The sequence below is a fragment of the Brevibacillus jepli genome, assembly GCF_047229145.1.
Classification (GTDB): Bacteria; Bacillota; Bacilli; order Brevibacillales; family Brevibacillaceae; genus Brevibacillus.
Genome location: NZ_JBFEFW010000016.1, coordinates 46,841 through 59,303, shown reverse-complemented (window position 1 = coordinate 59,303; position 12,463 = coordinate 46,841). Strand labels below are relative to the sequence as shown.

The window sequence follows — 12,463 nt, the reverse complement described above, 5'->3', positions numbered from 1 at the left end:
GTGCCACTCCTTTTTTGTTAGGATTTGGTTGTATGCTTTTTCACTTCTGGCAAGATTTTCGTTGCGATCAGCTCAATGTTTTTGGCAATCTTATCAAACGGAACGCCACCAAAATCGATTTGCGCCATGAAGCGCTGTTGCCCGTACATTTCGTACTGATAGAGCATTTTCTCAACGATGACATCTGGGCTACCGATCATTAGCGCATCACGGTAATCGACAGCTTGCGCGAACTGCTGCTTCGGATATCCACCGCCACGCAGTGCGATAAAACCACCGTTTAGATGCGGATAGTACTCGCGTAGCGCATCCGAAGTTTTGTCAGCTGTATAAAACAAGCTCGTTGTCGCGACTGGCAAGGTGGCTGGGTCATGGCCATTTTGCTTCGCAGCCTCCCGATAGGCATCGACAGAGCCTTTGAAGTTGATGGCAGGACCTCCGAGTGTCGTCAGCATCATGGGCACCCCTGCTTGACCGGCTTTGATCGCACTCGCAGGCGGTCCCCCTACTGCTCGCCAGATGGGCAAACGTCCTTGTAGTGGCTGCGGCAGGATTGTCGCATTTTCTAACGGTGCGCGGAATTGCCCTTCCCACGTAATGCGATCTTCGTTATTCAGCTTAAGGAGCAGCTCCATTTTTTCTTCGAACAGTTCTTCATAGTCGCGCACATCGTAGCCGAGGAGGCTGTACGCCCCTACTCGGGAACCTCGTCCTGCGACAATCTCAGCCCGACCATTGGAGATCAAATCCAAGGTAGCAAAGTCTTCATAGACACGAACTGGATCGGAGGTGCTCAATACTGTCGCAGAGCTGGCGATTTTAATGTTTTTCGTTGCTTGTGCGATTGCTCCGAGAATGACCGTATGGGCTTGTGTCGTAAAATGCGTCTGGTGACTTTCGCCGACCGCGAATACATCAAGTCCTGCTTCATCTGCCAGTTTGCTTGCCTCGATTAATTCCTTGATGCGCTGTTCGGCAGAGATTTTTGAGCCAGTGTGCGGGTTCGGGGTATGGTCCCCAATGGAATACAAGCCGAATTCCAGTCCCTTTTTGGTGTCGATACGATATTGTTCCATGTGGATTCGCTCCTTTTTAGTCAAGTGGTGTCAATTTTGCTTCAATTTCTGCACGACGTCCTTCGAGGAATGGAGGTAAATCCAATGCTTTTCCAAGCGCCTCGACGGTTGAATCTGCTGTGAAGCCAGGGCCGTCTGTTGCGATTTCGAACAAAATGCCGTTTGATTCACGGAAATACAAGCTCTTGAAGTAGAAACGATCGATCACTCCGGTTGAACGGAAGCCGCGTTTTCGAACGGCGTCATCCCAATATTGCAGCTCTTCATCGTTGTTCACGCGGATCGCCAAGTGATGGACACTCCCTCGTCCCGGTTTTTCAGGTGTTCCCTCTTCCTGCTTGATGACAATTTCCCCGAAGGACTTCCCAGGGACGGATTGATAGATCGCTTCTTGCCCCGAGCGCGCTACTTCGGTATAACCGAACGTGTCTTTTAACAAACTGGCTAATTTGTCCAAGGAACGAACGGTGATCTCAACCGTGCCGATTCCCAAGATGCGATGCTGTTCTTCGATTGCAGATTCGCCCCATGCTGCCCATTGTGACGGAACGTCTTCGCTGTTGTTATTGATCAGAATCATGCGCAGGCCTTCTTGGTCCTCGAAGTGCAGGGCATCGCGGCCAGCATACTTGGTGATGTCGCCATGGTGAACATTCAGCTGCTCAAAGCGTTTTTGCCAGAAGACCAAGCTCTCCAATGAAGGTACGAGCAGTCCGATACGGGTGATCGCATTCGTGCCGCGTACAGTCTTTCCGACCATAGGCATTTCAAAAAACGACAACTCTGTTCCGGCACTGCCAGTCATATCTCCGTAAAACAGGTGATACATCGACGGATCGTCTTGGTTAACGGTCTTTTTCACTCTTCGCAGTCCCAATACGTTTTGATAAAAGTGATTATTCGATGGAGCGTGTTTGGTTAACATAGAGACGTGGTGATGGCCTGGAATGGTGTACATGATAGTCCCTCCTTATTTAACTTGACTAATCAAGTGATGGTGTAAAAAAAAATTACACAGGCGGTAATTCTTTTTTTTGGCTATTTTTATGAACGCGTGTCATGAGGGTGTAAAGCGTTTTTTGTTCTTCTTCGCTGAGTACTTCGTCAAAGAAAGACGATTGAAACGCTAGTTGTTCAGGAAAGGCTTGTTTCAGTACCGCTTCCCCTTTTTCTGTAAGGCTGATCGTTTTTGTTTTCCAATCCTGTTTCCGTGCAATGTAGCCCTCTTTTTCAAGTCGTACGAGCATGCGAGAAATACCACCTTGGGTAACGGTTACCTTCTCGGCTAACTCCGATTGGGTAAGAGGCTGATAAACGCTAATTTGCATCAGGACATCGAATTGAGCGGTTGTTAAATCAAATCTTTTTAGGAAATCATTTGATAGCTGGTTGCTTTGGGTGGTAAACCGCATTAAGCGTAACCAGATCAATGAGCCTATCGTGTTATTACGCATGTTAGTTTGCCTCCCTTCGCTGAGCTTATTATCACTTTACTAATCAATTGATAAAAAAGCAAGCGTTTTTCATCTGGAAGTGATGTGTTGAAATTTTGGTATTTATTTACAGAGAAACTTGTATTTGATGAGCATAATGGCAGGATTGACTATTCTGGTCCCGAAAATTCCAATGGAAGTATAAAACAAGGCATTGCCCAAATGGGGTACCGATTAAAGGCAATGCACACTATTTATGAAATAGGGGATCATTTATGGAGAAAAAATCAGGAATTTACTTCGGGAAGGAAATTGCCTTAAACAACTTAAGAGAAATCCTATTTCACTATCATAATGAAAAAAATGCAGATTATGAGATTATCATTGATTGTAAAGAGTTCGATCCGAGAATCGAATTAGATTCTGAAATAATCGGATCATATGTAAAAAGAGAAGATATGGAAGAATTGAATATGAAATTGCATAGACTACCAGGAAATTTCCGTTGGTGCACATACACGCACTGGCATACCACTACAAAACTCAATGAAGTAAAATATGAAGCGTTTGGAAAGGAAACATTAGAGGGTGAACGGTTGCTAATATTAGAGGATTATACGGGAGAGTTGAATGAGCTCCGATTAAAAATATGCAATCTCCCGCATCATTTACAGTGGGTAACATTGAGGAAAAATAAAGATGGAACATATCCAGATATGCAAGAAAATCTTAGATCATGGTTAAACGAGATAGGACAGCATTAAACTGTTTGAAAGATTGCGCCGCTCCATTTGTCAGGAGCGGCGTTATCTTTATCTACCATTATGAGAGGAGGCTGATATTATTCGTCTATCAGCCTCACGTGTATGATTCGCCCAATTTGCTTACTACTGCTGGTCGTCTACGCTGCCAGGGTCAATTGGGCCAGTTCCGCTTAATGGGTTGGCTACTGTGATCGCATAGTCTTTGTTTTCGAAGGCCAGATAAGCCTCCGCGAACTCAGACAGCCAGATTCCTGTCTTTTTGCCTTCCTGCATATCTGTATGATTGGTGACCAGCATCAAGATTTGTTTTGCCATCTATATTACCTCCTGTACTTTGAGATTTTGGGTACAGGTGCTATTCTATGGTCGAGTTATCGAAAAATAAATTCCGGGGGTGATGAGCTCTTTGGTAAGAACGGTATCCGGCTTCAAAAATGATTATCCGAATGTTGCTTTCCGAATCATAGAAGCAGTGTCCGATGAAATCTTACATGAAATGAAACAAAATAAAAGTAGATATCGGGCTCATCGGAATAAGAGGAGATGCCACGGCAATCGGGACAGGAATGGTGTTTGAGCCGATTTGGGAAGGACTCTCCGCTCTCTGCCAAGAAGAAAGTAACGCCGGAGGAATGCGATAGCTACTGCAAGTCCACATTCGTTGAGTGGTGAGCTCGTCAAGCTCAAAATTGTTGGTGTGAAGCAAGAGCCAATCACATTAGGGTGGGTGAGTTCTGGGGCGAATAAATGCTCGCAGGTGGCAAACATGTTTATTCAGCGGTTTCGGAATCAGTTTCAAATCAGTAATAAATGCAGGAGTGAAATGAAATGGCAAGTGTTAAGGAAAAAATACTAAAAGCAACATTTGATTGTATCGCTGAAAAAGGCAGTGCATCTGTTTCACTTAGAGATATTTCAAATAAGGCCCAAGTGTCATTAAGTCAAATTCATTATTACTTTTCAGGTAAAGAAGGATTGTTGGTAGAAGCTACGACTGAACTTATGAAAGCAGAGATTCATGCTTTACGAAAATACCTCGAAGACATCCGGGATCCCTTAGATCGAATCGAAAAAACAATCGAATATGTATGGGTACGAAATACAAATCAATTCCCGTTATTCAAGGTATATTTTGATTTGCTTTGTTCAGCTATGTGGAATCCAATTTTGGCTGAACAAACCAAACTTTTGCAAGACCAGTTGGTTAATGCGATCCTCGATGAAGAATTGAGCTTAGGAGTCGCTCATCCAACACTTGCAAGATTCATTTTGACGTTTACCGATGGATTTGGATTGCAGTTATTGCAAGGGACTTCGCAAGAAAAGCTGGAAGACACCTTCCTCATGTTCAAAAAGATAGTGAAGCAGTATGTACAAGCGGCAGAAGATGAAAAAGTGTAAAAGCATCGCAAAAAGTCCAAGTTACTTTGGGCTTTTTAATTTGAGCATATTCGTAAAAATAGGGGAGTTGCAAATTATAAAAAGCGTACTATAATAAAATCGTACTGATTCGGACGGACGTCCGAACGAAAATCTCAAATGATCCGGAGGGTTTTATGATGAGATTAAAAGACAAAGTAGCCGTTATTACCGGTGGAGCAAGCGGAATTGGACGTACAACTTGCCTGAAATTTGTAGAAGAAGGGGCAAAGGTTGTTGTAGCGGATTTTAATGAAGAGCTTGGCAATGAAACAGTGGCAATGCTCAAGGAAAAGGGCGGAGAGGCTGTATTCAAAAAAGTAGATGTAAGCGAATTCAAACAAGTGGAAGAGTTAGTGAACTTCACAGTGGAAACGTATGGTCGGATTGATACGATCTTTAACAATGCGGGGATTGTAAAGGCAACTCCTTTACTTGAGCTCGAGCCAGAGATGTATGAAAAAATCGTAAAAGTGAACCAAGACGGCGTATATTACGGCATTTTGGCAGCAGGACGCAAAATGAAAGAGTTGGAAATTCAAGGGACCATTATCAATACATCTTCCATCTTTGGTTTTTTAGCAAATGAACGTACATTCAGCTATAATGCGTCCAAAGCAGCCGTTAAATTAATGACTCAAACTGCTGCTTTGGAGTATGCTCCTTATGGCATCCGTGTAGTTGGCGTCGCGCCTGGAGTAGTGGATACGCCTATTTATACCCCGCTCAAAGAAGCAGGCAAGGCGCACATCATGACTGATAAACAAATGACAAAGCAATTCACAGCGCCAGAAGATATCGCGAACGTAGTGGCATTTTTGGCCTCAGATGAAGCACGCGCGATTAACGGAAGCACCATTTTGGTTGAGGATGGGTATACGTCTTTTAAATAATTCAAGAGCAGTAAACAAAAAAGACGGGAGCAATCCCGTCTTTACTCTTCCGGCGTACGATCCAGGAACAGCCGCGTTACCCGCGTGTAATCCCCTTTTTCCACTTCTTCGTCCGTCGGCTTTTCTTCCAAGGGATCATGACCGTACATGCTTGGCGCTACTGTAGGCTCGTGCTCGGCAGAATCTCGCTTTTTCTCCATGAATCACCACTCCTTTTGCCAGTAGGGTGTGATGGATAGGATGTTCTTATTCTCCGGCTTGTTTATACAAGGAACCCCATCAAACGTTTTACATTGTCCGTGTTTTCCTTGTTCGTCAGCGACTCGAGCAGCGTAAACGCTACATCGAAAGCAGTTGATGGATTGTACGAGGTGATCACATTATTGTCGATCACGATGGATTGATCCGGAATGACATTGGCGCCCATCGCAGCCAGCTGCTTTTGCCTCAATTGGTTGTTCAGGTTGTAGGTCGTTGCATTCCGCCCTTGCAAAATCCCGCTTTTCCCGAGGGGCAGTGCACCGACACAGATGGAGGCGATCACTTTTCCTTGTTTTTCGAATTCACGGATGAAGGCAAGTACGTCTTCGCGATAGGCATCTTCATAAAAGCCCGCATGCTCGAAACCGCCAGGCAATGCCAATGCATCGAAGTCGTTGACATCAGCCTCATCGATGACCATCTCGGGAATCACCGTAAAGTTCCACGTACATTTTAATTCTTTTCGCGTCCCAACGGTCACCAGCTCGGTTGCTCCGTCGCCTTCTTCCTTGTTCCAGCCGATCACGTCCGTAAATACGCTAGCTTCTACTGCCTCAAAGCCATTCGGCAATAACAAACATACTTTTTTCATCAAAAATCAGCTCCTGTTCTCGAATCGTTCTTGCCGTACCGGTACTTACCAAGAATGATATGCTATCATTAGTTATTAGTAAAAATGAAAGTTCTGAAGATGACCTTCAGGATTTCTAATAATAAACAGGACGGCAAGGGGGAGCAGCATGGAGATTCGTCAATTTCAAACCTTTAAGGCAGTCGTCGACTTCAACAGCTTTACGAAGGCTGCACAAGCCCTGCAATATTCACAGGCGACCATTACATCCCATATACAACAGCTGGAAGAAGGAATGGGTGTCCCGTTGTTTGATCGATTGGGAAAGAAAATTCAGTTAACAGCCTATGGTCGTGAGCTGTACACGTATGTAGAGGAATTGCTAGTTTCGTATGCGAAGATCAAGGATATTTCTGCGAATGAACAAACGCTGCATGGTGAGCTGCGTATCGGAGCATCGGAGACGATTACGATCTATCGGCTGGGCGACATTTTGTCCAAGTACAGAACGAGCTACCCGGGCGTGAATATTTCGTTTGTAATGGACGATTGCATTCGCTTGCGGGAAAAGCTGCACGAGGGGCTGCTGGATATCGTGATCACGCTGGAACCGAAGCTCGATGATCCGAATTTGATTGTGGAACAGTTCTCTACGGAACGGCTGGTTTTTATCGGGGGGCGCGATCATTCCTTTGCCAAAATAGAAGATGCTGGCGATGCATGTATGATTTTCAGCGGAGAGCACTGTGCCTTGCGACGGTTTTTTCAGTGCTTTTTGGAAAAAAGGGGAATTCAGCCAAATCATCACCTGGAGTTCTCCAGCATGGAAGCGATTAAACAGAGTGTCGTGAACGGGCTAGGCGTCAGCTTAATGCCGTATATTAGCGTCGAAGCATTGTTGCGTGAGCAAAAAATGAAAATGATAGAGTGCGAGGAAGAGCTCATGTTCTATTCGCAAATTGCCTACCATAAAAACAAGTGGCTCTCACGGGCGCACAAGAAGTTTATTGAGTTCATGCTGGAGAATCGGGAAGTAGAATAGAAAAGCAGCAAGCAACTGACAGTCTGTTTGGGTATTAACCTGAGCAGACTGTTTTATTTTTGGAAAATTCAACAACTTCATTTGACATCCGTTTTTCTTCAATGCTAAGATCGAAGTGAAAGTAAACGAAACAAAATAAGAAACAAAACGAAACAATAATAACTGTGATCGTAAGGAAGTGAAGTAATATGCTGGCAGCCGAACGGCACAGCAAGATCCTCGAACAATTGAAAGCAGAACAAAGCGTGACCGTCAGCCAATTGAGTCTGGCGCTGGATGTGTCTGAAGTGACGATTCGAAAGGATTTGATCAAGCTCGAAAACGATGGACTGCTGACGCGCATTCACGGGGGAGCGACGATTACGAATTTCTTGCCCTTGGAGCGCAGCTTTACAGAAAAGCTGGCAGAACGAAGCGAAGAGAAGCAGGCGATTGCGTACCAGGCACTGTCGCACATACAGCCAGGTGACACCGTCATTCTCGGGGCAGGGACTACGATGATGGAGCTCGCCAAGCTGCTGCGCGGGATGAATGATCTGACGGTCGTGACCAATGCAGTGAACATCGCGATGGAGTTGAACAGTCAAGGTAAGCATCACGTCATCCTGATCGGGGGAGAGATGCGCCACAAATCGTTTGCGCTCGTTGGTTCGGTGGCCGCGGAAAATTTGCGTGGACTTTCTGTCTTCAAATGCTTTATCGGGGCAGATGGCGTGCATCCCGAAAATGGGCTGACGACGCTGAATCTGGCAGAAGCACAAATTAACCAAGTCATGATGGAGCGCGCCAGAAAGGTATACGTGCTGGCTGACCACAGCAAGTTTGGAGAGACGCATTTGGCCAAATTTGCAGGGGTGTCTGATGTGGATCGGATTATTACAGATGCAGCTGCCAAGCATCTTGTCAGTAAGTATGCGGAGCTAGGCATCAACCTGGAGCTGGCGAGCTTGCAGGGCGTGACGAGGTAAGAAGAGAAACGGGGGAATCGTTATGGCGTTGGTATCATCGACACAGATGCTGCGCAAGGCAAGGGAACAAGGCTATTGTGTGGGGGCATTCAACGTACACACGATGGAAATGCTCCAGGCAGTAGTGGAGGCGGCTTGCGAAGCGAACGCACCGCTCATTTTGCAGACGACTGTCGGAACGGTCCGGCATCTCGGACCGGAGTATGTAGCAGCAATCGCCCGGGTAGCCTCTGAAGAGGCCCGGGTGCCGATTGCCCTGCATTTGGATCATTGTCATGAAGAAGAGCTGATCGTGCGCTGTATCGAAGCGGGCTATACATCGGTCATGATCGATGCGTCGATGCATCCTTTTGCGGAAAATGCGGAGATGACGCGGCGTGTAGTGGAGCTGGCAAGGGAGCGCGGTGTCAATGTGGAGGCAGAGCTCGGCAAGGTCGGGGGCGTGGAGGACGATCTCGTCGTCGACGATGCGGATGCTGCGCTTGCTGACCCGGTCGAGTGCGAGAAATTTATCGAGCTGACTGGCGTGGATACGCTGGCTCCGGCCATTGGTACGGCCCACGGGATTTACAAGGGGGAGACACGCATTGATTTTGCTCGCATCGAAGAGATTGCCCGGCGCGTCTCTGTACCGCTCGTGTTGCACGGCGGTTCGGGAATTCCCGAGGAGCAGGTGAAGCGGGCGGTCCAGCTCGGCATGGCAAAAATGAACGTGGCGACAGAGCTGCGTATCGCGTTTTCACAAGCGATCAAGGGTGTATTTGACAACAACCCGCATGAAAACGACCCGCGTACCTATATGAAGCAGGCCAAGCAGGCGGTCAAAGAAGTAGCTCTCGCGAAGATGGAGATGTGCGGTTGTATTGGAAAAGCCAGTGTACGTTAATCAAAAAGGACAGGAAGGGACGATTTTACATGCGTATAAACCTCGATGATGCAAAAGCATTGCGTGAACTGGACACGATTTCTGCACTGCAAGATACGGAAAGCTACGATGAACAGTTTAAAACAGGTCTAAAATTGTCTGATAGTTTAGATGTATCTAATATTTCTGTTAAAATTGAAAATATTGTGGTGCTTGGCACTGGTGGCGGTTCGGCTGCGAGCGTCAATTTGATCAAGTCGTATTTGTTTGACGAGCTGCAAGTGCCGCTTCAGTTAAATCAGGGCTACACCATCCCGGCTTTTGTGGATACCAAGACGCTTGTGATTGTCGTGAGCCACTCCGGCAATACAGAAGAGGTCGTCAGCGGCTACGAAGCAGCCATTGCCAAAGGAGCTCAGATCACCGTCATTACGGCGGGCGGAAAAGTGCTGGAGCTGGCGCGTGAACACAATCATGCGTGCTTGATTGTACCTGGCGGAATGATGCCGCGTATCGTCCTCGGCTACATTTTCCTGCCGATTCTCGCCATCCTGACGAAGCTCGGGCTGATTTCCGACAAGCGTGCAGAGGTCGAGGAGACGATTGCCCTGTTTGAAAAGTGGAAGCACATCTACGGAACGGACTCTCCGACCCAGCAAAACGAAGCAAAACAAATCGCCATCGAGATGGATGGACTGATACCTGTCGTATACGGGACGCTACCGTTTTTCGATGCTCCTGCATGGCGCTGGAAAAACCAGCTGGGCGAAAACAGCAAGCTGATGGCATTCTGGAACGCCATTCCGAGTCTTCACCATGACGAGGCTGTTGGCTGGGATTCGCCGTCTGCGATGCTAAAGGGCGTTCATTTTACGCTCATTCGCGATCAGGAGGACAGCGAGAAGACGACTCAACGTGTAGAGATCAGCGCTGACATTTTGCGTGAGCGCGCTGGCGGGGTAAGGGTGGTTCATTCCCATGGCGTATCCCGGATGGCTCGTTTGTTTTCCATCGTGTACCTGGCTGATTTCGTGTCGTTGTATGCAGCCTTGATTCGCGGCGTCGATCCGACACCTGTAGAAGTAATCAATTTGTTCAAACAAAAAATGGGGCAGCCGCTCGTTACTGTGCAGGTGAGATAGCATGCTCGTAACGGTAACACTGAACGCGGCCATCGATAAGACATATCGCCTCTCTCAGTTTCGTGCTGGGGAGCTGCATCGTACGGGGGATGTACTGAGCTTGCCTGGTGGAAAAGGCATCAACGTGGCGCGTGTAGCCAAAACAATGGGGCAGGACGTAATCGCAAGCGGGTTTGTCGCCGGTCACAACGGGAGGTTTATCGCAGAAGGCTGCGTACGTGAAGGTATTACTTCTTCCTTTATCGAGACGAGAGGAGAGTCTCGACTGTGTCTCACATTTCTCGATGAACAGGAAAAGACGGTGACAGAAGTGCTGGAGCAAGGCCCTGCGCCCAGCGAAGCTGAGGTCAATCGTTTGAAAGAGCGGTTGATAGAGCTGGTAGATCGGGCGCAGTACATGGTTTTTTCCGGGAGCTTGCCGGGTGGAGTCCCAGCCGATACATACGCTGAGCTCATCCGAGGTGTCGCCGATAAGGGAACCAAATGTGTGCTCGATACGAGCGGTCAAGCACTGCTGGAAGGAATAAAGGCAACACCCTATCTCATCAAGCCGAATCGACCGGAAGCAGAAGCCATTCTCGGATATTCACTGGATACCGACGAGGCCCGATGCAGAGCGATCCGCGAACTGCGAGAGCGCGGTGCAAAGCGAGTCCTGCTTTCATTAGGAGAGGAGGGCGCGTGGTTTGGCGAAGGCACTCAGACATGGCGTATTTCGGCGATCTCGTTAGCTGTATCCGAAGTGAAAAATACTGTGGGCTGCGGAGATTCTATGCTGGCGGGTGTTCTTGTCGGGCGGCTGCGAGGCTTGGCTTGGCCTGATGCGGTTCGGCTGGGGATGGCATGCGGCGCCGCGAATACACGGTCGTTTGGAGCGGGCGTGGTCGCGCCCGAGGATGTTCAGAGGATGATGCGTCAACCGATGCATGTGGAGCAGGTTGAATAAAAATATCTGTTCAAAAAGTCGACTTTTCAGCATCGAGAAAGTGGCGAGAACCTGAAAAAGGAGGAGCGGCATGCGCCATGTAATTGGCCTGGATGTAGGCGGTACGACAATGAAAGGGGCGGTCATGGACGAGAAGGGGCGAATTCTCCTCCGGGCTGCCAAGGAGACCAAGGTTCATAACAACCTGCCTATCTTGATCGAGCGAATGGCTGCCTTGATTGGTGAACTGCGGGATCAATCACCCGTTCAAATAGATGCAGTAGGGATCGGATTTCCTGGTCCTTTTGATGCCGAAAATGGGATATCCGTGCACTCGCCCAACTTTCAATTGCACCAGGCAGACTTGCGGACACCACTCGCGAAGCTGGTGGGGCTGCCGCTTTTTTTTGAAAACGATTTACGGACAGCTGCGCTCGGAGAAGCCATATTCGGTGCAGGCCGGGAGGTAAGTCACCTCGTCTTTGTGCCACTTGGTACGGGAGTGGGCGCAGGGATTGTAAACGAAGGAAAGCTTGTCCGCGGCAGTCACGGATTTGCCGGAGAAATCGGTCATGTGCGTTATCCGGGGCTTACGGCTCCATGCAACTGCGGCAAGGTCGGTTGTGTAGAGACCGTCGCCTCTGCCACGGGTATTGCGAGACTGGCCCGTGAACGCTTGGACAAGGAGCTGGATGCCAATCCGAGGCAAGCAAAAGCTTCCTCTCTGTTTATCCTCTGCGATGGACAGATCGACAGGATTACGGCTGAGCAGGTAGCGACGGCAGTCGGCCAAGGGGATACGCTGGCGATCGAGGCATGGAACGAGGCGTGTGAAGTAATCGGCTGGGCCTTATCTGTTTTGGTGAACGTGTGCAACCCGCAGCTCGTGGTGATTGGCGGTGGGGTTTGCCGCGCTGGGGAGCAATTGCTGGCACCTGTACAGACGAGTGTACAACGTTACGCCATGGAAGTGGTTCATCAGCAGACAAAAATTGCGTTGGCGAAGCTCGGTGCGGATGCAGGAATGCTCGGGGCTGGCGCCTTGGCTTTGCAGGCAATGAACAGGGAACATGGAACCGTGAAATTGTAAAAAGAGGAGTGTAC

At 48.2% G+C, this 12,463-nt stretch carries 15 protein-coding genes; 9 read left to right on the top strand and 6 right to left on the bottom strand.

Features of this window, described 5'->3' with window-relative positions:
- Positions 1-17: 17 nt before the first annotated feature.
- From AB1L17_RS18210 to AB1L17_RS18200, 3 genes are read right to left on the bottom strand one after another with little or no spacing between them, the layout of a single operon-like run.
- Positions 18-1,076 (bottom strand): LLM class flavin-dependent oxidoreductase, encoded by a 1,059-nt coding sequence (locus tag AB1L17_RS18210; protein WP_412846367.1) that lies wholly within the window; start codon positions 1,074-1,076, stop codon positions 18-20.
- 16 nt (positions 1,077-1,092) lie between these two features.
- Positions 1,093-2,034 carry a ring-cleaving dioxygenase gene (locus tag AB1L17_RS18205; protein ID WP_412846366.1) on the bottom strand — a complete coding sequence of 314 codons (942 nt, stop codon included), beginning with the start codon at positions 2,032-2,034 and terminating at the stop codon, positions 1,093-1,095.
- 52 nt (positions 2,035-2,086) lie between these two features.
- Positions 2,087-2,530 (bottom strand): MarR family winged helix-turn-helix transcriptional regulator, encoded by a 444-nt coding sequence (locus AB1L17_RS18200; protein ID WP_412846365.1) that lies wholly within the window; start codon positions 2,528-2,530, stop codon positions 2,087-2,089.
- Positions 2,531-2,784: 254 nt separating this feature from the next.
- Between AB1L17_RS18200 and AB1L17_RS18195 the strand changes: the two genes are divergently transcribed.
- Complete coding sequence (locus AB1L17_RS18195) at positions 2,785-3,273, top strand: hypothetical protein (protein WP_412846364.1); 489 nt, start codon at positions 2,785-2,787, stop codon at positions 3,271-3,273.
- Between the two features lie 123 nt (positions 3,274-3,396).
- On the opposite strand, the gene AB1L17_RS18190 is transcribed toward AB1L17_RS18195, so the two are convergent.
- The gene (locus AB1L17_RS18190) at positions 3,397-3,588 is read right to left on the bottom strand and encodes a type 1 glutamine amidotransferase family protein (RefSeq protein ID WP_412846363.1); all 192 of its coding nucleotides are present in this window, start codon (positions 3,586-3,588) and stop codon (positions 3,397-3,399) included.
- A gap of 513 nt (positions 3,589-4,101) precedes the next feature.
- Here AB1L17_RS18190 and AB1L17_RS18185 point away from each other — a divergent pair.
- Both AB1L17_RS18185 and AB1L17_RS18180 read left to right on the top strand, forming a co-directional pair.
- Complete coding sequence (locus tag AB1L17_RS18185; protein WP_412846362.1) at positions 4,102-4,674, top strand: TetR/AcrR family transcriptional regulator; 573 nt, start codon at positions 4,102-4,104, stop codon at positions 4,672-4,674.
- Between the two features lie 158 nt (positions 4,675-4,832).
- Positions 4,833-5,585, top strand: a complete 753-nt coding sequence (locus AB1L17_RS18180; protein ID WP_412846443.1) for an SDR family NAD(P)-dependent oxidoreductase — start codon at positions 4,833-4,835, stop codon at positions 5,583-5,585.
- A gap of 41 nt (positions 5,586-5,626) precedes the next feature.
- Here AB1L17_RS18180 and AB1L17_RS18175 read toward each other — a convergent pair whose 3' ends face one another.
- A complete protein-coding gene (locus AB1L17_RS18175; RefSeq protein ID WP_412846360.1) occupies positions 5,627-5,785 on the bottom strand; it encodes a hypothetical protein in 159 nt (52 codons plus the stop codon).
- 62 nt (positions 5,786-5,847) lie between these two features.
- On the bottom strand, positions 5,848-6,438 hold the full coding sequence (locus AB1L17_RS18170) for a DJ-1/PfpI family protein (protein ID WP_412846359.1): 591 nt from the start codon (positions 6,436-6,438) through the stop codon (positions 5,848-5,850).
- 148 nt (positions 6,439-6,586) lie between these two features.
- Between AB1L17_RS18170 and AB1L17_RS18165 the strand changes: the two genes are divergently transcribed.
- The 6 genes from AB1L17_RS18165 to AB1L17_RS18140 all read left to right on the top strand — a co-directional run bounded on the left by AB1L17_RS18165 (position 6,587) and on the right by AB1L17_RS18140 (position 12,449).
- Positions 6,587-7,459 carry a LysR family transcriptional regulator gene (locus tag AB1L17_RS18165; protein WP_412846358.1) on the top strand — a complete coding sequence of 291 codons (873 nt, stop codon included), beginning with the start codon at positions 6,587-6,589 and terminating at the stop codon, positions 7,457-7,459.
- A gap of 188 nt (positions 7,460-7,647) precedes the next feature.
- Entirely contained in the window at positions 7,648-8,427 is a 780-nt protein-coding gene (locus tag AB1L17_RS18160; protein ID WP_412846357.1) for a DeoR/GlpR family DNA-binding transcription regulator, read from the top strand.
- 22 nt (positions 8,428-8,449) lie between these two features.
- On the top strand, positions 8,450-9,313 hold the full coding sequence (locus AB1L17_RS18155) for a class II fructose-bisphosphate aldolase (RefSeq protein WP_412846356.1): 864 nt from the start codon (positions 8,450-8,452) through the stop codon (positions 9,311-9,313).
- A gap of 29 nt (positions 9,314-9,342) precedes the next feature.
- Complete coding sequence (locus AB1L17_RS18150; protein ID WP_412846355.1) at positions 9,343-10,434, top strand: bifunctional phosphoglucose/phosphomannose isomerase; 1,092 nt, start codon at positions 9,343-9,345, stop codon at positions 10,432-10,434.
- A gap of 1 nt (position 10,435) precedes the next feature.
- A complete protein-coding gene (locus AB1L17_RS18145; protein ID WP_412846354.1) occupies positions 10,436-11,380 on the top strand; it encodes a 1-phosphofructokinase family hexose kinase in 945 nt (314 codons plus the stop codon).
- 70 nt (positions 11,381-11,450) lie between these two features.
- Positions 11,451-12,449: an ROK family protein gene (locus tag AB1L17_RS18140; RefSeq protein ID WP_412846353.1), complete on the top strand. Its 999-nt coding sequence runs from the start codon at positions 11,451-11,453 to the stop codon at positions 12,447-12,449.
- The last annotated feature ends 14 nt before the right edge of the window (positions 12,450-12,463 follow it).

Excerpts from the sequence above, each read along its gene's own strand:
- AB1L17_RS18140 (WP_412846353.1), top strand. The coding sequence starts at position 11,451 with ATGCGCCATGTAATTGGCCTGGATGTAGGCGGTACGACAATGAAAGGG.
- AB1L17_RS18165 (WP_412846358.1), top strand. The coding sequence starts at position 6,587 with ATGGAGATTCGTCAATTTCAAACCTTTAAGGCAGTCGTCGACTTCAAC.
- AB1L17_RS18210 (WP_412846367.1), bottom strand. The coding sequence starts at position 1,076 with ATGGAACAATATCGTATCGACACCAAAAAGGGACTGGAATTCGGCTTG.
- AB1L17_RS18145 (WP_412846354.1), top strand. The coding sequence starts at position 10,436 with ATGCTCGTAACGGTAACACTGAACGCGGCCATCGATAAGACATATCGC.
- AB1L17_RS18195 (WP_412846364.1), top strand. The coding sequence starts at position 2,785 with ATGGAGAAAAAATCAGGAATTTACTTCGGGAAGGAAATTGCCTTAAAC.
- AB1L17_RS18170 (WP_412846359.1), bottom strand. The coding sequence starts at position 6,438 with ATGAAAAAAGTATGTTTGTTATTGCCGAATGGCTTTGAGGCAGTAGAA.
- AB1L17_RS18205 (WP_412846366.1), bottom strand. The coding sequence starts at position 2,034 with ATGTACACCATTCCAGGCCATCACCACGTCTCTATGTTAACCAAACAC.
- AB1L17_RS18155 (WP_412846356.1), top strand. The coding sequence starts at position 8,450 with ATGGCGTTGGTATCATCGACACAGATGCTGCGCAAGGCAAGGGAACAA.
- AB1L17_RS18200 (WP_412846365.1), bottom strand. The coding sequence starts at position 2,530 with ATGCGTAATAACACGATAGGCTCATTGATCTGGTTACGCTTAATGCGG.
- AB1L17_RS18175 (WP_412846360.1), bottom strand. The coding sequence starts at position 5,785 with ATGGAGAAAAAGCGAGATTCTGCCGAGCACGAGCCTACAGTAGCGCCA.
- AB1L17_RS18185 (WP_412846362.1), top strand. The coding sequence starts at position 4,102 with ATGGCAAGTGTTAAGGAAAAAATACTAAAAGCAACATTTGATTGTATC.
- AB1L17_RS18160 (WP_412846357.1), top strand. The coding sequence starts at position 7,648 with ATGCTGGCAGCCGAACGGCACAGCAAGATCCTCGAACAATTGAAAGCA.
- AB1L17_RS18150 (WP_412846355.1), top strand. The coding sequence starts at position 9,343 with ATGCGTATAAACCTCGATGATGCAAAAGCATTGCGTGAACTGGACACG.
- AB1L17_RS18180 (WP_412846443.1), top strand. The coding sequence starts at position 4,833 with ATGAGATTAAAAGACAAAGTAGCCGTTATTACCGGTGGAGCAAGCGGA.
- AB1L17_RS18190 (WP_412846363.1), bottom strand. The coding sequence starts at position 3,588 with ATGGCAAAACAAATCTTGATGCTGGTCACCAATCATACAGATATGCAG.